The 18,917-nt window shown below is 56.7% G+C and carries 14 protein-coding genes; 6 read left to right on the top strand and 8 right to left on the bottom strand.

Annotated features, from left to right (window positions below; genetic code table 11):
* Positions 1-25 precede the first annotated feature (25 nt).
* From RHN82_RS20900 to RHN82_RS20910, 3 genes are read right to left on the bottom strand one after another with little or no spacing between them, the layout of a single operon-like run.
* Entirely contained in the window at positions 26-2,200 is a 2,175-nt protein-coding gene (locus RHN82_RS20900) for a virulence factor SrfC family protein (protein WP_047051049.1), read from the bottom strand.
* Positions 2,197-5,178, bottom strand: coding sequence for a virulence factor SrfB (locus RHN82_RS20905; protein ID WP_047051050.1), 2,982 nt, complete (start codon positions 5,176-5,178; stop codon positions 2,197-2,199). Before RHN82_RS20905 ends, RHN82_RS20900 begins: the two co-directional genes overlap by 4 nt.
* Positions 5,179-5,182: 4 nt before the next feature.
* Complete coding sequence (locus RHN82_RS20910) at positions 5,183-6,520, bottom strand: SrfA family protein (protein ID WP_047051051.1); 1,338 nt, start codon at positions 6,518-6,520, stop codon at positions 5,183-5,185.
* 282 nt (positions 6,521-6,802) lie between these two features.
* On the opposite strand from RHN82_RS20910, the gene RHN82_RS20915 reads away from it, so the two are divergent.
* Positions 6,803-8,401, top strand: coding sequence for an ABC transporter substrate-binding protein (locus tag RHN82_RS20915; protein ID WP_003856968.1), 1,599 nt, complete (start codon positions 6,803-6,805; stop codon positions 8,399-8,401).
* A 101-nt stretch (positions 8,402-8,502) separates the two neighbouring features.
* Positions 8,503-8,736 carry a YdcY family protein gene (locus RHN82_RS20920; protein ID WP_047051052.1) on the top strand — a complete coding sequence of 78 codons (234 nt, stop codon included), beginning with the start codon at positions 8,503-8,505 and terminating at the stop codon, positions 8,734-8,736.
* A 3-nt stretch (positions 8,737-8,739) separates the two neighbouring features.
* Here the strand turns inward: RHN82_RS20920 and RHN82_RS20925 are convergent, their stop codons facing one another.
* Entirely contained in the window at positions 8,740-9,189 is a 450-nt protein-coding gene (locus tag RHN82_RS20925) for a DMT family transporter (protein WP_047051053.1), read from the bottom strand.
* Positions 9,186-9,704: a GNAT family N-acetyltransferase gene (locus tag RHN82_RS20930; protein ID WP_047051054.1), complete on the bottom strand. Its 519-nt coding sequence runs from the start codon at positions 9,702-9,704 to the stop codon at positions 9,186-9,188. Before RHN82_RS20930 ends, RHN82_RS20925 begins: the two co-directional genes overlap by 4 nt.
* 148 nt (positions 9,705-9,852) lie before the next feature.
* Between RHN82_RS20930 and RHN82_RS20935 the strand changes: the two genes are divergently transcribed.
* The 3 genes from RHN82_RS20935 to RHN82_RS20945 all read left to right on the top strand — a co-directional run bounded on the left by RHN82_RS20935 (position 9,853) and on the right by RHN82_RS20945 (position 12,457).
* Positions 9,853-10,428, top strand: a complete 576-nt coding sequence (locus tag RHN82_RS20935; RefSeq protein ID WP_047051055.1) for a helix-turn-helix domain-containing protein — start codon at positions 9,853-9,855, stop codon at positions 10,426-10,428.
* A gap of 66 nt (positions 10,429-10,494) precedes the next feature.
* Positions 10,495-11,529 carry an NADP-dependent oxidoreductase gene (locus RHN82_RS20940; RefSeq protein ID WP_047051056.1) on the top strand — a complete coding sequence of 345 codons (1,035 nt, stop codon included), beginning with the start codon at positions 10,495-10,497 and terminating at the stop codon, positions 11,527-11,529.
* 259 nt (positions 11,530-11,788) lie between these two features.
* The gene (locus RHN82_RS20945; RefSeq protein ID WP_047051057.1) at positions 11,789-12,457 is read left to right on the top strand and encodes a GntR family transcriptional regulator; all 669 of its coding nucleotides are present in this window, start codon (positions 11,789-11,791) and stop codon (positions 12,455-12,457) included.
* Positions 12,458-12,579: 122 nt separating this feature from the next.
* Here RHN82_RS20945 and pqqU read toward each other — a convergent pair whose 3' ends face one another.
* Positions 12,580-14,697, bottom strand: a complete 2,118-nt coding sequence (gene pqqU, locus RHN82_RS20950) for a TonB-dependent receptor PqqU (RefSeq protein ID WP_047051058.1) — start codon at positions 14,695-14,697, stop codon at positions 12,580-12,582.
* Between the two features lie 246 nt (positions 14,698-14,943).
* Here pqqU and RHN82_RS20955 point away from each other — a divergent pair, with 246 nt between their 5' ends.
* The gene (locus RHN82_RS20955) at positions 14,944-16,005 is read left to right on the top strand and encodes a YncE family protein (protein ID WP_047051059.1); all 1,062 of its coding nucleotides are present in this window, start codon (positions 14,944-14,946) and stop codon (positions 16,003-16,005) included.
* 92 nt (positions 16,006-16,097) lie between these two features.
* Here RHN82_RS20955 and ansP read toward each other — a convergent pair whose 3' ends face one another.
* Both ansP and RHN82_RS20965 read right to left on the bottom strand, forming a co-directional pair.
* A complete protein-coding gene (gene ansP / locus RHN82_RS20960) occupies positions 16,098-17,594 on the bottom strand; it encodes an L-asparagine permease (RefSeq protein WP_047051060.1) in 1,497 nt (498 codons plus the stop codon).
* Positions 17,595-17,904: 310 nt separating this feature from the next.
* A complete protein-coding gene (locus RHN82_RS20965; RefSeq protein WP_047051061.1) occupies positions 17,905-18,810 on the bottom strand; it encodes a LysR family transcriptional regulator in 906 nt (301 codons plus the stop codon).
* Positions 18,811-18,917 lie beyond the last annotated feature (107 nt).

Consider the following 18,917-nt stretch of genomic DNA (forward strand, 5'->3'; position numbering starts at 1 on the left):
CCCGCATTGCTGCGGGCTGCAATGATTAAGACAGCAGGGCAGACAAGGCTTTCCGCGCAGCAGGCTGAACGTCATACGGGCACTGATAATCCACGTTCTTAATCGCGCGGGTGTAGAGCGCAACCAGCCAGTCATAAACATAGGCTGTCGCCGCATGGACAGGCTGCTCGCCAAGTCGGGTAAGACGGGGTGAAGCGCTGCTCACAACGGGCGTCACAAAAATTGGCTGACCTTTGCGGATCCGGCTTGCAGGCCGTTCAGAAACGGGCGTCATTTCATAGCCAAGCCAGCTAATGAAATTGCCTGTCGCGGCATGCAGCTGCGCGGCGCTGTTTTTATCTTTTTCTGCAATGCGTTGCAGTTGCAGCGGCAGATCCAGCCGGTAGCTGGTAACGATCAGCACATCCGCAATCTGCTGTAGTACCTCTGCGTCCAGGCCCAGACGGGCAGCCGCCGCGTCGTTGCGACTCCACTGACGAAGATGGTTAACCCACACGTTATGGGCCAGCCGCGCCTTGTCTTGGGTCTGCAACGCGCCTGGATTTTCCTGCGTCTCTTCGGCAAACAGATCGATAACATCGTTAAACAGGCCGTTGACCTGTTCCTCGCGAGGCTGGTGAACGGTCAGCAGCGTCTCAAACGCGTTTAGCGGCGGCAGAAGTCCCTCAAGCAGTTCACCATGACGAGCGGCGTTGCCTTGCAGCGTTCGGACCATTTTTTCGGCCTGTGCCCGCCCTGCGCCTGGCTCCTGAGTGAGAGGCGCGACATATGGGCGCATCAGCGTCGACAGAGACTCTTGTAACAGCCTTTTCAGCGCGCGGAGACGCTTCTGGCGCTGTGCTGGCAGGGTAGCCTGCGACAGCCACTCAATCACCCGCTGCATGCTGTGGGTATCGAGCGCCTGAAGCGTGCCCCAGCGCAGACCCGGCTGGCCCAGCAATTGCTGCACCGCTTCGTCCAGATTCTGCTTTGTGGTAAACCGCGCATCATGAGGGGTAATGGCCCAGACCAGCCCCGGCAACGCGGATTCTTCAACCGGCTGCGTCTCTTTGACCCAGTTTTGCAGGAGCCTGGCCGTTTTTGCGGTCTGCTGGTGGTGCGCCGTCGCATTACAGATAACCAGGACATCCGGCTGAATGTGCTGACGATAATGCTCCAGCAACCACAGGCATTTTGCCTGCATCATCAGCGGCGTGTTTTCCTCAGAAATAGCAGGAATATCAATGACGTCAATGTTATCCAGCACGCAGTTCTCAACGGGTAGCACCACTTCGCGGGTCAGAGATGCCAGTACATCGACCGGCAGGCTAATGGCGTTAAGCAGCTCGCCGTTTTTTACCGGATGAAGCAGTGTTTCCTGTGCTTCCGGCACGGTAAACGCCCCGTGAGTAAGGAAGCCTTCGCAGGGCAGACCAAAGCTGTCAACCAGCAGACTCAACGGCGCCGCAAGCGCGCTGGCATGGCTGGTTTGATGCAGCACCTGGGCGAATTTAAGCCACTGCTGGGTTAACTCCTGCTGCTCCCCCCACAGCAGAGACCAGACGCTGGCGCGGGTGCTGAGATCAAGCGACGGAACCAGCAGGGCAAACTGGTGCCACAGGGCATCATCAATATGCTGCTTAGCGCCGGGTACTACGCTTTGCCAGAACCGGGCAATGGTCGCGACTTCCCGCGCCGTCATTCCCGGCACGCTCTGCGGTTGACGCAGCGCCCGCCACTTTTCAAGCCGGGCTTCAATCACCGATTTATCCACCGCGCGGATCTGCGGATCCAGCGTGGTGCGCGCGATAAACAGCTGCACCAGCTCGGCCTCCGTTACCAGGCGCAGGCGTAAGGGAAACGCGTCGTCTGCGACCTCGCGGGACGCTCTGCTGAAACGCACGGCCATGTTGGTCGGTGCATGCCCGGGGTTAATATGCGAGAAGTAATCAAACGTGCGTTGACCCGGCGTAACGTTCAGCCGTTCGTTGCCGCTGCCGCACAGGGCGGCCAGCAGGTGCGCTTTTGCGGCCTGCGAGTGGCCGTATAAGCCGATGCTGCCCTGGCTGACAAGGGCAGCATCGAGCGCTTCTTCACGCGCGCTTACTGCGTTAAGGCGGGCAAGCAGGGCGTCGGCTTCGTTATCCAGCATCGGGGCGTGCTGTCGCGTCTCGTTGATCCACCCGATTAAGGCCTGAGTGGTGGCAGTCGTCGCAGTCATTTGAGGTATACGCTCCCGCTGTCGATCCAGTAGTGGCTGCCGCTGTGTCGGCGATCGGCCAGAGTATTCAGTTTAAAGGTCAGGGCATCCGGCGGCACGGGCGTGCCGTCCTGTAGCCAGGCATCACTCAGCTCGAAAGATTCCGGGCCTTCCTGCTTAGTGCCGCCACGCAGCTTCAGGCGCACGTTCAGTACGCCGTCGCCCGCAATGGCTTTCGCCAGCTCGGCTGAGTTGATGCTCAGGGTATAGAGCGGCGTCGCGGGCCAGCGGGCATTGGCCAACTGCCGGAAGCCGAGCGTAACGTTGCCGCGCAGCGGGAAGTGCAGACGGGCGTCCAGTTTCGCGCCGGGTTTATCGAGGTCGATATCGTGATACCAGACGTTCTCGTCCCGCAGGGTATTGATCGTGTTATCCAGCACGCCCAGATAGCGCACCGTAGAGTACGCGCCGATATCCGCTGCTTTAAAGTTAAAGCGCGGCAGACGAAGATCCAGCGCCAGGCTACAGAGCATCGCTCCCACCGCAGCGGTGGATTTCGGGTTGCCGATCCGTCCCTGCTGGCTGAACGGATACCATTCATGAACCTGGTATTTATCCAGCCAGACGATGCGGTTGACGGGCACCGGTTGCAGGTGGCGAATCAAGGCCTGAACGCCCGGCAGACAGCCCGGCCGTCCCGTGATCAGCAGGATATCGCAGCTGTAATGGGAGATCGCCTCACATACCGCATGAAGCGGGGCGGCAAGCGTGAACTGACCCGCCAGCATGGCGTCCTGCATCTCCCGGAAGCTGACGTGCAGCGGTACGCTGAACAGATCAAAGTGTTCTGAACCGGCAGGCAACGCATGGTCGATCGCCTGCTGGAGATAATTCATCACGTTGCGCGTCGGTTTTTGCGCAAGCAGATCGCCAAAGGTGGCGTGCAGCCCGGCCAGCGGATCGTCAACATCGCTCGATTCCCACGCCGCCAGGATCGCGTGACCGATCGGCATAAAGAGCTGAAGCGCCGTCTGCTGGCGCAGGACCGCCTGGGTATCGATCCGCCCGGAGTCGCCGAACAGGGATGCCATCAGTTGGGAAGCATCGGCTATGCCGGATTTCTGAAGCTGGGTTTGCAGCGCAGGCAGAACGTAGCGCTGGATCACGTCCAGCAGCGTGTCGTCGCCAGCGACCTTAAACCCTTCGCGGAACAGCAGCTGTGGGGTGATTTTGACGTTATTCCCGGAACCATCATCTAACTGATAGTGCGTGATAGCCATATCCGTAGTGCCGCCGCCGATATCAATCGAGGCCACGCGCAGCGCACGCCCCGGCTGGACGCCAGGCTCAGGCGCGCGATCCGGACGGGCGAGGGAGGCGAAAAAGGCCTCGGTCTGACCGCCGAAATGGGAAATGGCTTCGTTATACAGCCACACCAGCTGGCCGCAGCTGGCCTCGTCCCACTCCATCTGAATCTCAGGGACCGGCACTACGCTTTTTTCCTGCTGCTTGCGGCTGGCAAAATCTTCATCCTGCGGGTGCCAGCCCATCGCTTTCCAGACGATGGCGATAGCTTCAAACATGCGGCGACGGAAAATCTCGCGCTCCTGTTTCGGCATCGCCGAAGGCAGGGTGAGGATCAGCGTCCGCAGCTGGCGGGGAGAGGCTGGGAAGCCGAGCCGCAGGCGGGTGGCCACGCTGTTAATCTGGCCAAGCGCCTGAGCCAGCAGCTCGCAGAGCATGTGCGTCATCAGGGTGCTGCGGCTGTACTGCGGAGAGAATACCGGCAGGCGTTCATCCTGCGGCAGCGTAAAGAGCGGTTCCCCGTCGTCGTTCATCAGGTTCATCAGCGGAAACGCGGTTGCCAGCGGTTCGCGCTGAGTTTTGCTGTTCATCTGGCTAAAGCGCCAGTCCTGCACCACCGGCGTCTCGTCCCACAGATAGCGACGCGGGCTGGAGATGCCGCTGTTGCCTTCCGTGCCCAGACGCTGCATCGCCAGCTTACGCGCTTCATCACCCACGCGGACAATTGACGGCCAGACGAATGCATCCTCCCGGCCGCTTTCCACCGAGAAGTGCTGCTTGCCAAAACGCGCTTCGGAAAATTCAAGACGGCTGGTAAACAGCGGTTCATTCAGGAACTGCGGCTCACTCAGCGATCGTACCTGAAGTTCAGCCGTCTGGCGCAGGCCGTCGTTGGCATCACCATGATCTTCAATAATCACGCCGCAGGTATGGGTGTTGCCTACGTCAAGGATCAGATCGACAGGAATGGCAGGGGTGCTCAGGGTATGGGTGACAAACTTTACTTCCGGCACGGTGAGTTGTTCACCGAGCATGGAGAGCAGGTTGAGCCAGTGCGCCTGATATTCAAAGCTGCGCATGGCCTGATGCAGCTCGCGCTCGGAGCGTTTTTCAACCCCGTCAGCAAACTGCGTGAAGGCTTCGCGCAGCCAGCCGTCAATCCAGGTCTGGTCGAGGAAACTTTCAACCTCACTGTCGCGCCAGGCGAGCGCGAAACGCGTGCCGTTCAGGATATCGTTTTCAACCGGCGACAGGGCAGACGTCGCATGCTCTGCAATCTGGCTGTCGAGCGCGACGGTGACCCGGTGCGTATTGCCAGCCGCGTCGGGGGTGGAAAGCTTTCGTACCTGGACGCGCGCCCAGTTATCCGGGCCTTCAACAAACGTCCGCGGCGGGTTAAAGCGCAGGAAAGGGAGCGGCAGCCAGACGCCGTCCAGCACAGTCAGGGAGTCATGCAGTGGAATGGTGCTTTCAGGCTTGACCACTTCCGGCTGCCCGCCATCGGTGGCAGGCAGCGTGTACCGGCCGTTAACCAGGTCAAAATCCAGGCGCAGCAGCGGGCCATTTGCCGTTTTACGCACGAAACGCCCGTTGCTGGCGGTGTCCTGCGGAGTCAGGCCAAAATCGAGAAACTGCACGCCGCTGTTAGCAATCAGCGTCACGCTCTGTTTATAGTCGCAAAGATTAACCAGCATAGGATCAGACACCTGCTTTCTTGAACGTCAGAGGAACGACGGTGTTGGCATCGTAACGTGCGGTGCATTCCGCCACGTCGCTGGCACCCGCCTTACAGGTCACTTCCGGCATCGGATAGCGTGAACCGTCGGTGCAACGCGCGTTTCCGCGCGTTTTGATCAACAGCTCGCCGTTGCTGTGTAATCCGGAAAAGACGTCTACCCGGCAGACAATGTTGTCGCCATGCACGACCCGGGCGAAACCTTTATTGTTCTGGATCTGGTAGCGCAGCGACGGCGGTTTGCCGGTGAGCGGATCCTGCACATCGAGAAAAGCGCGCCAGGTGCCGTTCAGGAAGCGCGTTAACCCCGCTTTGACCTGGTTTGCCTCCATCACCATCGCATCTTTCGGTATCGCGGTAATGACCACCGGTTCGGCTGCCGGGGCAGGCGTTTTCACCTTCGGCTCTACCACTTCGGCCTGGTGCAGCGGGAGTTTCAGTTCAAGCGGCTCAACCGTCTTTATGGGGGCCGGAGCAATGGCGACGGGTACTGGCGCTGGTGTGGCAACAGGCGCTGCGGTCGGGGCCTGTTTTGGCCAGAGCAGCGGGGTGGCGATGGCCGCGATAATGACGGCGGCAACCGGCAGCAACCACAGGGGGGAGCGACGTTTTTTCTGTAAGGCCGCCGGTGCGGGCTCTGGCGGCGCGGCGTTTATGCGCACCGGCTCTGGCGTATACAGTTCATCGTCGGTGATACGGACGGTAGTCACAGGCGTGATAAGCGGCGCGTCGGCCTGCGCAAAAGTCACCACCGGGGCCGGTTCTGACTCCGGTTCAGGTTCAGGCTCGTTAATCACCACTGGCTCAGGTTCAGGGACCAACGATTCGCGCAGGCAGTCCAGCACGTCGTCGCGCGCGTTTTCGTTAAGGTTGACGAAACCCCAGAAGCATATCACCGGTTTGCCATCCACCAGGAAAACAAAGTTTTCACCGGGAAACTGAAAGGCTTTTGAGAGCAGAGAGCCAAACAGTTGCTGCGCCGTTTTCGGTGACTGAAGGCATTTTTTACTAAGCGACTCCACGCTGGCGAGCGTGTTTTCCAGATAGCGCAGGGCGCGATAACGATCATCTTCATCCGCCGCCTTCCAGCTGGAGACGGTTCCCTCAACCGGGGAGTACCAGTCAACGCGATCGCCGCCGTCGTTGACCTGGGGGATGGCCAGGCAATCAACAATAGCCTGCTGTTTGCGCAACCGAAGCGCTTCGCGGATTTGCAGCGCTGATTCAAAAACGGCCTGTCCGCCGCCGCCAACGGCCTGAAAATCATCCAGATTACCGCTGCGTAAAAGTGTTTTTGCCACGATTTGGTCCTGTAGACTTCTTCACGCCATTACTGTAACGAAACAGGTAAGCAAACAAACGGCGGAGGAGACGACAAAAGGGACGATTTCTTGCGGCATTGATCGTGACGGTTGTGCTTGACGAATAATGAACCTTAAGGCAAATCGGTTTCTGCGGGCTGATGCTAAAACCAGCGAAATGTACGGCTTTAGAATAACCTGATAGTGATTCGTTATTTGTCAGGCCAAAACGTCTGTGCTGTTATTACTGTTCACTATAATAAAACCGAAAGGGTAATAACCATGTCTACAGGGAAAACCGTGCTCGCCCTCGCGCTGAGCGCGCTGCTACCGGCAAGCGCCGCATGGGCGGCAAACAAAGACACCATTATCTACTGCTCCGAGGCATCGCCGGAGTCGTTTAACCCGCAGATCGCCAGCTCTGGCCCCTCGTTTGTCGCCAGCTCGCAAACGCTGTATAACCGTCTGATTAACTTCGACCCGGTAAAAAACACGCCGGTGCCTTCTCTGGCCGAGTCGTGGACCATTTCGCCAGACGGCAAAACATACACGTTTACCCTGCGTAAAGGGGTGAAATTCAACAGCAATAAATACTTCAAACCGACCCGCGATTTTAACGCTGATGATGTTATTTTCTCCGTTATGCGTCAGAAAGACCCTAAGCATCCGTATCACAATGTTTCCCAGGGCAATTACGAATACTTTAATGACGTGGGCCTCGACAAGCTCATTCAGGATGTGAAAAAAATCGACGATTATCACGTCCAGTTCACGCTGAGCGAACCCAACGCGGCGTTCCTGGCCGACTGGGGAATGGACTTCGCCTCGATCCTCTCTGCCGAGTACGCGGACGCGATGCTGAAAAAGGGTACGCCTGAAAATGTGGACACCTGGCCAATCGGCACCGGCCCCTATGTGCTTCAACAGTACAAGGTGGATTCGCTGATCCGCTACGTCGCCAACCCGAACTACTGGGACGGTGAGGTGCCGACCAAACACCTGATCTTCTCCATCACGCCAAACGTTGAGACGCGTCTGGCGAAGCTGCAAACGAACGAGTGTCAGATCATTCCTGCGCCGTCGCCAGTGCAGTTTGAAGCGATCAAGAAAAACAAAGACCTGACCCTGCACTCGGTGGATGCGCTGAACGTGGGGTACCTGGCGTTTAACACGGAGAAAAAACCGTTTGATAACGTGCTGGTGCGCCAGGCGCTGAATTACGCGACGGACAAAAAGGCCATTGTGAACGCGGTCTTTATGGGGTCTGGTACGGTCGCTAAATCGCCGATCCCGCCGAACATGCTCGGCTTTAATAAGGACCTTAAGGATTACGGCTACGATCCGGAAAAAGCGAAAGCGCTGCTGAAGCAGGCGGGTCTGGAGAAGGGCGCGGAAGTGACCCTCTGGTCCATGCCGGTTCAGCGTCCGTACAACCCGAACTCGCGACGCATTGCGGAGATGATCCAGGCTGACTGGGCGAAAGTGGGCGTGAAGGCGAAAATCGTCTCTTACGAGTGGGGGGAATATCTCTCCGGCATGCGTAAAGGCGAGCATGATTCCGCGCTGTTCGGCTGGATGTCTGATAACGGCGATCCGGACAACTTCGCCGATGTGCTGCTGGGTTGTAACAGCATCAAAACCGGATCTAACGCCGCGCGCTGGTGTGATAAGGGGTATGATGAACTGGTGCAAAAGGCCAAACTGACCAGCAACCCGGACGAACGTGCGAAGCTGTATGGCCAGGCACAGGAGATTTTCTACCAGCAGGCACCGTGGATTGCGTTAGCTAACGGCAAAACGTTCTACGCGACCCGCAGCAATGTGACCGGGTACAGCGTAAGTCTGATGGGCAGTGACTTCTCGAAAGCGAAGCTGAACTGATCGTATTCTTGCCGGGTGGCGGCTACGCCTTACCCGGCCTACAGTTAGCACCCGTAGGCCCCGTAAGCGTAGCGCCACCGGGCAGGTGAAAAGGAGTGACAATGTCACATTTAAACGATGTTATCGCCCGCGTCGATGCCGCCATCGAAGAGAGCGTAATTACCCACATGAACGAACTGCTGATCGAATTAAGCGATGATGCAGACCTCAGCCGTGAAGATCGCTATACCCAGCAGCAGCGCCTGCGTACCGCGATTGCGCATCATGGTAAGCAGCATAAAGAAGAGGCGGAGGCGCGCCATGCCCACCTCACGCAGGGTGGGACTATCCTGTAAGGGTTAAAACTGGCGCCGTGCCACCAGCCAGGCGCCGACCACCAGCATCACTGCGCCGCAGACCGGGCCAACCAGCGCCCTCAGGGGGACGCCGTTGCTCTTGAGGATGTCCATCAGCAGGCCGCCAATCAGCTGGCTTGCCACCAGCACGGCAATGGTCGTTGCCGCGCCCACATTTTGATACCCGCTAATACTGGCAAAGACAAAAAATGACCCCAGCAGGCCGGGGACTAATGTCCACCAGCGCACCGTTGATGCCAGTTCGCTAAAACCCGCCAGGCCATTTTTCACCAGCAAAATGCTGACAAACAGCACAATCCCCACCAGCGAGTTCAGCAGCATGGCGATAAGAATGGTGGAAGAGGATTGCGTAATGCGCACCATCAGGGTGTTTTGTACCACCAGCCCAATCCCGGCGGCCACCAGAAACGCTAACGTCAACGATTGATTCATGGCAGAGCATCCGGATCGCTGCGCTCATCGAGCTGGAGTTGCATAAAGGTTAAATCCAGCCAGCGACCGAATTTGGTTCCCACCTGCGGCATATTTCCGGTGGTAATAAAGCCCAGGGTTTCATGCAGATGAATCGACGCCCGATTCTGCGCCTCAATACCGGCAACCATCACATGTTTACCAATCTGGCGGGCTTCCTTGATTAATTCCGTCATTAGCAGTCGACCAATGCCTTTGCCCTGGTGATCGGGATGAACGTAAACCGAGTGCTCCACCGTATGGCGAAAACCGTCGAACGCTCGCCAGTCGCCAAATGAGGCGTATCCCGTCACAACACCTTCTTCTTCACTGACCAGCACCGGATAACCCAACAGCGTACGCGCCTCAAACCATGCAATACGGTTATCGGTGTCGACAGTTGTATCGTTCCAGATGGCGGCGGTGTGCAGCACCGCATGGTTATAAATTTCACCGATAGCGGCACAATCTTCTTTACAGGCATGACGAACAATCATGATTAACCTCTGGCTGTGTTGTTCACTATAGTAGTACGATTTACTCACAATATTACACAGTTCTTGTATTGCATCGCTACGACAAAATCCCTATTTTTTTGTCACAAAACTGCCCCGAAAAACCATCCGTACACTATAGTATGACGTCATGAACACAATGACAGACAATATGAATCAACGCATTAGCGCCCGTATACGCCTTGAACGCGAGTCGCGGGGCTGGTCATTAAGCGAACTGGCCGAACGGGCAGGTATCTCACGCGCCATGATCCATAAGATTGAGCGGGGTGACAGTAGCCCAACGGCGACGCTGCTTGCCCGGTTATCCGGTGCCTTCGGTATTAGCATGTCTACGCTCATTGCGCGCGCGGAAATGCAGGAGGGCAAACTGTTACGTCTGGCGAACCAGCCCGTCTGGCGCGATCCGCAAACCCACTATTTGCGTCGCCATGTCTCGCCGCGCAGCGATATGCCTATCGACCTCGTCCAGGTGGAGCTGCCCGCGGGCAGCGATGTGCCGATGCCCGCCTCCTCTTATGCGCTGGCGCGACAGCTGATTTGGTTGCAGGCAGGTGAACTGGTCTTTCTGGAGGGGGATACTCGCCATGAAATGAAGGCCGGAGATTGTCTGGAACTCGGTCCGCCGAACGACTGCCGGTTTATCAACGAAACGGATGAATCGTGCCTCTATCTGGTCGTGCGGCTTAATCAGTCCGCCTCATAATGCGAAGGCGATCCGCAGGATAACGTGCCAGACTTGAATGACATTTTCAGCACTAAGGAGCGATGAATGAGTCAATCAACTACGCAAAACCGACGCTGGGTACTGGCTTCCCGTCCACACGGCGCACCGGTTGCCGAAAATTTCCGCCTGGAAGAGCAGCCGATCCCCACGCCCGCAGAGGGGCAGGTGTTATTACGCACCGTATGGCTCTCGCTTGATCCGTACATGCGGGGCCGTATGAGCGATGCGCCATCCTATTCACCTCCTGTCGAGATTGGCGCGGTTATGGTGGGCGGCACGGTAAGCCGCGTCGAGACCTCCCGCCATCCGGATTATAAAGAGGGCGAGTGGGTTCTGGGCTACAGCGGCTGGCAGGAGTATGAACTTTCCGACGGGAAAGGGCTGGTCAGGCTGGGCGAAAACCCGTCGCACCCTTCATGGGCACTCGGCGTGCTGGGGATGCCGGGCTTTACCGCGTATATGGGGCTGCTTGATATCGGCCAGCCTCAGGCGGGGGAAACGCTTGTCGTGGCCGCAGCCACGGGGCCGGTCGGCGCAACGGTGGGGCAGATCGGTAAAATCAAAGGGTGCCGGGTCATCGGCGTGGCTGGCGGGGAGGAGAAATGCCGTCATGCGGTCGACGTGCTCGGTTTCGACGCCTGTCTGGATCACCATGCGGATGATTTTGCCGAACAGCTGGCGAAAGCCTGCCCGCAGGGCATTGACGTGTATTATGAAAACGTCGGCGGTAAAGTCTTTGACGCCGTGCTGCCGCTCCTGAATACCTCCGCGCGCGTACCGGTTTGCGGACTGGTCAGCGGCTACAACGCGACCAACCTGCCGGAGGGGCCGGATCGCTTGCCGCTACTGATGGGGACCATCCTGAAAAAACGCATCCGCATGCAGGGCTTTATCATCGCTCAGGACTATGGTCATCGTATCGACGAGTTCCAGCAGGAAATGGGACGCTGGGTGCAGGAAGGCAAAATTCACTATCGCGAGCAGGTCACCGAAGGGCTGGACGCGGCGCCAGAGGCGCTGATTGGGCTGCTGGAAGGGAAAAACTTCGGCAAGGTCGTGATCCGCGTGGCGGCGGACTAAACAGAGCATCGGTTATGGCGGGCAAAGTCCGCCATAATTATTTTTGAAGATACGATATATTGTCTTTAATTAATCCATAAGCATTGCGCGCCATCGGCCCAGCTGAGCCAGTAGTGGTAAACGTAATATTAACTGAACAATTTTTATTTTAACGCGCGCCCTTCATACCAGGCATGACGATACAGGATATATCAAACCGGCGATGTTTTTTTAAACAGTCGCTGAAAATGGCATTTTGTTTTGGCTACGGGAATTAAACATGCTTGATTTGGAAAATCTGGAAAAAGCACAAAGAATCAGTCTGACGATGCAAGTTGAGAACAGTTTAAAGGGAGCGTTAATTACGGGCTCATTAAAACCTGGGGCTCGACTCATCACGAAAGAGATTGCCGATAAATTAGGCACCAGCATCACACCGGTGCGCGAAGCCCTGCTGCGCCTGGTGTCGGCAGGCGCATTACAGGCCACGCCTGCTCAGGCGTTTTTGGTGCCAGAGGTTACGCTGGAGCGTTATAACGAAATTAACGCCATCCGAAAACAGCTTGAGCCAATGGCCGTTGCGGCGGCGTGTCAGAATATGACCGAAACCAAACTGGATACATTACGCGCGCTGTCAGATAACTTCAGCACCGCCATGCATCAGGGCGACGTGCAGAAGGCGATCCATGCCAACCGCGTGTTCCGGTTTACGCTCTATCAGTATGCCGAAATGCCGACCCTGAACTCGCTGATTGAGCAGCTCTGGGTACGGATTGGTCCGTGTATCAACTACCTGCACGAAGAGATGAAAGATATCCCTGCAACGACTTACCATTATGCCGATCTGCTTTCTGCGCTTGAGCAAAGGGACGTGACGGCCAGTCGGGAAGCGATCGACCGCGCCATTGATGAAGCCAATATCCTCCTGCAACGGCAATACTACAGTTAAGGATCGTACTGGCGCACTTATTTTTTTATTCGTTTTAAACTTCCCTGAGTATATTCCCGGCGCTTAAGGCTACCGGGAATGATGTTATTTTTTACCGGCAACGTGCGCTGCCGGAAAATGTTTTACTCAAAGCGATAAGAGACCGACAGGCCCACGCCATAGTTACGGCCAGGGGCGGGTTCGTAATAGCGATTGTAGCCAGCGTTAACAATCTCTGAACCGACGTACTCTTTATCGAACAGGTTATCGACGCGACCAAAGATGTCCATTCCCCATTTGCCGTAATTGAGTTTATACCCGGTATTCAGACCGACCACGGTATAAGAGGGCGCTTTGGCGGTATTGGTGTCGTTTGCCATCACGTCGCTCATGTAGCGGGCATCTGCCCCCGCGTACCAGCCTTCCTCTGGCTCCCAGCCAAACGACGCATATCCCATGTTACGGGCAATCCCCGGCATCCGGTTGCCGCTACAGTCTGCATTGCTACAGACGTTGGTACGGTAGGTCGCATCGAGATAGGTCCACGCCATTTTCAGCTTCCAGTTCTCGGCAAACTGCTGGTCGAGCGCAATTTCCACACCCTGACGGCGCGTTTTCCCCGCATTTTTATAGGTCGTGCGACCATCTTTGTTTTCGTCCACCACAATCTCGTTGTCGGTATCCGTGCGGAACAGCGCCGCCGTCAGGATGCCATTGCCGATACGGGTTTTGCTGCCAATCTCATAGGTGTTGTTGGTTGACGGTTGCAGGTTAATATTGAGGCCGCCTTTGCCATCAGGACGGTAGGAGAGTTCGTTGATGGTCGGGGTCTCGAATCCCCGTCCCGCTGCGGCATACAGGTTCCAGGCGTCGGTCACGGCGTATTTCACCGCACCTGCCGGGAGCCATTTATGGTAGCTGGCGTCACCGCTGTCATCGCCGTTTTGCGGGGTAATGTAATGATCGTTGGAGTCAAACCAGACGGAGCTGTAACGTACGCCTGCCTCAACGGACAGCTTTTGCGTGAGCTGCCACTGGGTTTGCAGGTAGGGATCAAGGTTCCACATCAGGTTTCGTTCGTCACGGCGTTTGTTACCCTTCACGCCATAATCCGGCACGCCGTTGTTCATCACGAAGTTTTCATACCCGCGACGATTTTCACTCATATTTTCGTAGTTCAGGCCGGTGGTAAACGTTACCGGCACCAGCAGCTCGCCGCGGTGGGTCCAGCGGGTATCAATACCCTGATAGTGGCGCTGCATATCAATTACGCCGCCCGAATGGGCAGGATTGTCACGCTGAGTGGACGCCGGAATGGACTGGTACTGGGTCATTTCACGCTCACCGGCATACATCATTACGCTGAGGTCGTCCTGTTCGCTCAGCTGACGGTCATAGCGGAGCCCGGCCTGGGTCTGCTTAATGGTTTTCCGCGTGTTGTACTGATCGCCACGGGGTGACTGACGCGGGTTGTTCTGCCATTCCTGATAGCTCAGTCCGCCCGGATCGTTGGCTTTCATGTCCACGCTGTTAAAAATCAGCGTTAGCTTGCTGACATCATCAATGCGCACGCCCAGCTTCGCGTTGGCGAGGTTTTTCCGTGCGCCGCTGTGATCGCGATAGCCATGGGTGGTGAAGCGGGTGGTGGATACCGCATAGTCCACATCCCCCGCCTGAGTCCCGTCGCCCACCGCACCGGTGGCCTTCATGCCGTAACGCCAGGTGCCGTAGCTGCCGTAATAGCTGCTGGCTTCAATTGTGGCTGGCTGTTGTCCGGTCTGGGTGTTGATGTTGATCACGCCGCCGGAGGCATTGCCGTACAGGGCAGAGAAGGGGCCGCGCAGCACGTCGACGCTCTCAATGCTGTTGAGGTCAATGTTTGACGTCTGCCCTTGGCCGTCGGGCATGGTTGCCGGAATGCCGTCCACGTACATGCGGATCCCGCGTACGCCGAAGGTTGAACGCGCGCCGAATCCGCGAACGGAAAGTTGCAGATCCTGCGCATAGTTCTGGCGGTTCTGGATTTGCAGGCCAGGTACGCTCCCAAGGGATTCAGAAAGGTTGATGCGCGGTGTGGCATGTCGCATATCCTCGCCGCTCACCACGCTGACTGCGGCGGGGGTGTCCAGTTCGGAGACGGTTTGCGGCGTGGCGCTGACGATCAGAGTCTGTTCATCCGCGGCCATCGCACTCAGCGGGCCAAAAATGACGGGAACGAACAGCAGTGGTAGTGATGCCTTGCGGGCAGTAATAATTTTCATGGAGTAAACCGGTTAAGAAAAATTCGAACCAAATCAACTGGAACCTGTGTATATATGTTAAATCCTTTGTAAATGTTATGAAAACTATAACCGCACATTTCGTGAATGTAAGGCTTTGAAGGAAAGAAATACTCCACATTCAACTCATTAATGATTACTATTCTCATTAAAATAACGGCAAAGCGATGACTTTGCCCACCGGAAGTGATGTCAGCGGTAAATCTCCTCATTTAAAAAGGAATTGTTATGTCTTTACGTCATCTGTGCTCGCCGCGCCTGCGTGGGTCTCTGCTGTTGGGCTCTTTACTGTTTGCCGGTACGTTCCAGGTTCATGCCGCTGAAGAGATGCTGCGCAAAGCGGTCGGCAAGGGCGCGTATGAAATGGCCGTCAGCCAGCAGGAAAACGCGCTGTGGGTTGCGACGTCACAAAGCCGCAAAACCGATAAGGGCGGCGTGGTCTATCGTCTGGATCCGGTCACGCTGGAAGTGACGCAGGCGATTCATAACGATCTCAAGCCGTTTGGCGCTACGATCGATAACGCCACCCAGACGCTGTGGTTCGGAAACACCGTCAACAGCGCCGTGACGGCGATTGACGCCAAAACGAGCGAGGTGAAAGGGCGCCTGGTGCTGGACGATCGCAAGCGTAGCGACACGGTGAAACCGCTTCAGCCGCGCCAGCTGGTGGCCGATGACACGACCAATACGGTATACATTACCGGCATCGGCAAGCAGAGCGTGATCTGGGTTGTTGATGGCGCAACGCTGAAGCTGAAGGACACCATCACAAACACCGGCACGTTCAGCACCGGTCTGGCGCTGGATGCGAAGGCAAAACGCCTGTATACCACCAATGCGGACGGTGAGCTGGTGACCATTGATACGGCAACCAACAAAATCCTCAGCCGTAAAAAAGTGCAGGATGACGGAAAAGAGCATTTCTACCTGAACCTGAGCCTGGACACTGCCGGCCAGCGTGCGTTTGTGACGGATTCAAAACAGCCAGAAGTGCTGGTGGTGAATCTGAAAGATGGCAGCGTGATGCAGAAAATCGCTGCGCCAGAATCGCTGGCCGTACTGTTTAACCCGGCGCGTAACGAAGCCTATGTGACGCACCGCGAGGCGGGTAAGGTGAGTGTGATTGACGCCAAAACCTACAAAGTGACCAAAACCTACGATACCCCGGTTTACCCGAACAGCCTGGCGCTGTCTGCGGACGGTAAAACGCTGTACGTGACGGTGAAACAGAAATCAACCCGTCAGCAGGAAGCGACCCAGCCTGACGATGTGATTCGTATCGCGCTGTGATGGTGGAATTGCCCGGTGGCGCTGCGCTTACCGGGCCTACAAAACCATGAGATGTAGGCCGGGTAAGACGAAGCCGCCACCCGGCTTTTTTATTAACGCGACGTCTCTTCCACCAGCGGACCGTCCTGTTTGTCATCTCCAGGATGAACCGGTGCGGTACTGTGGATTTCATTCACGCGTTTACGAACGCCAAACCAGCCAGCAATTAACAGCACCGCCAGCAGCGGGATTGTGGCGATGGTGTAAGTACCGTTCGGGTAGTCGAAGGCCATCAGCACCAGCACGCTCAGCAGGAACAGCAGGGTAAGCCAGGAGGTCACCGGTGCGCCCGGCAGCCTGAAGCTGACGTCAGCCGCTTTTCCTTCTTTGATCGCTTTGCGCAGACGCATCTGACACACCACGATAAAGGCCCAGGAAGCAATAATGCCCAGTGCCGCGACGTTCAGCACGATCTCAAACACCTGAGACGGCACCAGATAGTTCAGGAACACGCCAAAGACGTAAACCACCAGCGTGGCCAGAATACCCGCGTAAGGCACCTGCTGCTTGCTCATCTTCGACATAAACTTCGGCGCAGAGCCCCCCATCGACATAGAGCGCAGGATACGGCCCGTCGAATAGAGCCCGGAGTTCAGGCTGGAGAGCGCGGCGGTCAGTACCACGATGTTCATGATGCTGCCCACGTACGGCACGCCCAGCTTAGAGAAGAAGGTCACAAACGGGCTTTGCCCCGCCTGGTATGCATTCCACGGCAGCAGCAGCACCAGCAGCACCACGGACCCCACATAGAACAGACCGATACGCCAGATCACGCTGTTGATGGCTTTTGGCACCATCGTCTGCGGATCTTTACATTCGCCTGCCGCCGTACCGACCAGTTCGATGGAGGCAAAGGCGAACACTACCCCCTGCACCAGCACCAGCGCGGGCAGCAGGCCGTGCGGGAAGAAACCACCGTTATCGGTAATCAGGTGGAAGCCGGTTGCGTTACCGTCCAGCGGTTTACCGGTGCCGAGGAATACGGTTCCGACCACCAGGAAGATCACAATGGCCAGCACCTTCACCAGCGCGAACCAGAACTCCATCTCGGCGAACCATTTCACGCCGATCATGTTCATGGTCCCGACAATTGCCAGCGCCCCGAGGGCGAACACCCACTGCGGCACATCGCCAAACGCGCCCCAGTAGTGCATGTACAGCGCAACGGCGGTGATATCGACGATACCGGTCATTGCCCAGTTAACGAAGTACATCCAGCCCGCGACATACGCGGCTTTTTCACCAAGAAACTCGCGGGCGTAAGAGACAAAGCTGCCGCTGGAAGGGCGGTGGAGTACCAGTTCGCCGAGGGCGCGAAGGATGAAGAAAGAGAAGATCCCGCACACCAGATAGACCAGGGCGAGAGCGGGGCCAGCCATTTGCAGACGTGCGCCTGCACCTAAAAACAGACCTGTACCGATAGCGCCGCCGATGGCGATCATCTGCACCTGACGGTTGCCCATCGCCTTGTGATAGCCCTCTTCATGAGAGTTCAACCAGCGACGTTTCGCAGCATGATGATCGGCTGCGCTTTTATTGCTTGTTTTCATTGAGTTACCTGTTTGCCTGTCTGAACCATTAACGTGATAGTCCTGCCTGGCAGATGCCGAAACAAACGATTGCTTCTGCGCAGACACATGCTGCCTTTCCAGTCATTCTGTGTATGGATAAGGCAAAACATGGCGAGGCATCCTACCCGCAATTGATAAGCGACGCAAAATATAACCGTGCCGAAAGTGATGCACGTCGAAGGAAATCGTGTGGTCAGAGCAGACGGGGATCACAACGCGCTGAATCGTGGCGTTTTTTTAGGCAAAAAGGTCTGTGAATGCTGATTTAATCATCAGGTTTACTTAATAGTTACTTATAGGTAGAGCTTATGAATGCCGCAGGGCTGCTAAGTAATGCAAACGCGGTAGTGTGCTGGCGGCGGCTCGGATAGTACAGATGGTATCCCGTAAAAGCCGGGCACCAGGCTTCAAGCACACGCACTAACCGGCTCTCAGCAAGGGCGTCCTGAACCGCATCTTCCGGGACGTACGCCAGCCCCAGACCGTTTTCGGCGGCATCGATGCGTTGCGGCAGGCTGTTGAGGATCAGCTGGCCGTCAACCCGCACGCGCAGCTCACGTCCGTCCCGTTCAAATTCCCAGGCATATAATCCGCCGCGTGTGGGCAGGCGCATATTAATGCAGCGGTGCTGATCAAGCTGCTCCGGCGTTTCCGGTACGCCGAAACGTTGCAAATACTCTGCCGACCCGACGACCGCCATGCGCATGTCCGGCGCAATACGAACGGCAATCATATCTTTCGCCACCTGCTCACCCAGACGCACCCCCGCGTCAAAGCGGCCATCGACAATATCAGTCAGCCCATTGTCCACCGTGACTTCAACGTTGATATCAGGATACTGCGCCATAAAGGGTTTAAGCACAGGCCACAGCACCGCAGACATGGCGTGCTCCCCGGCGGTAAGGCGAATATTCCCTGCAGGTCTGTCACGGGTATCACGCAGCGCGGTGAGTTCCTGCTCGATCTCCAGCAGATGGGGGCTTAAGCGCATGAGGAGTTGCTCGCCGGCCTCGGTAGGGGCCACGCTACGGGTGGTGCGGGTTAACAGACGGACTTCCAGCCTCGTTTCCAGATTGCGCATTGCGTGGCTGAGCGCCGACTGAGATACCCCAAGCTGCGCCGCGGCGCGGGTAAAGCTGCGCTCCCGGGCGACGACCATAAAGGAAAGCAGATCGTTGAAGTTGTCTTTTAACATGGCGGTTTACTCGATTTATGAAATGAATTCATGGTTCCTTTCTGATTATGCACTCTAATGCTCCCCATTGCTTTACGCTACTGTTAACGCAACAGCAAACGAGGAGT

Source organism: Enterobacter cloacae complex sp. EB5, assembly GCF_031432835.1.
Taxonomy (GTDB): Bacteria; Pseudomonadota; Gammaproteobacteria; order Enterobacterales; family Enterobacteriaceae; genus Enterobacter; species Enterobacter hormaechei_C.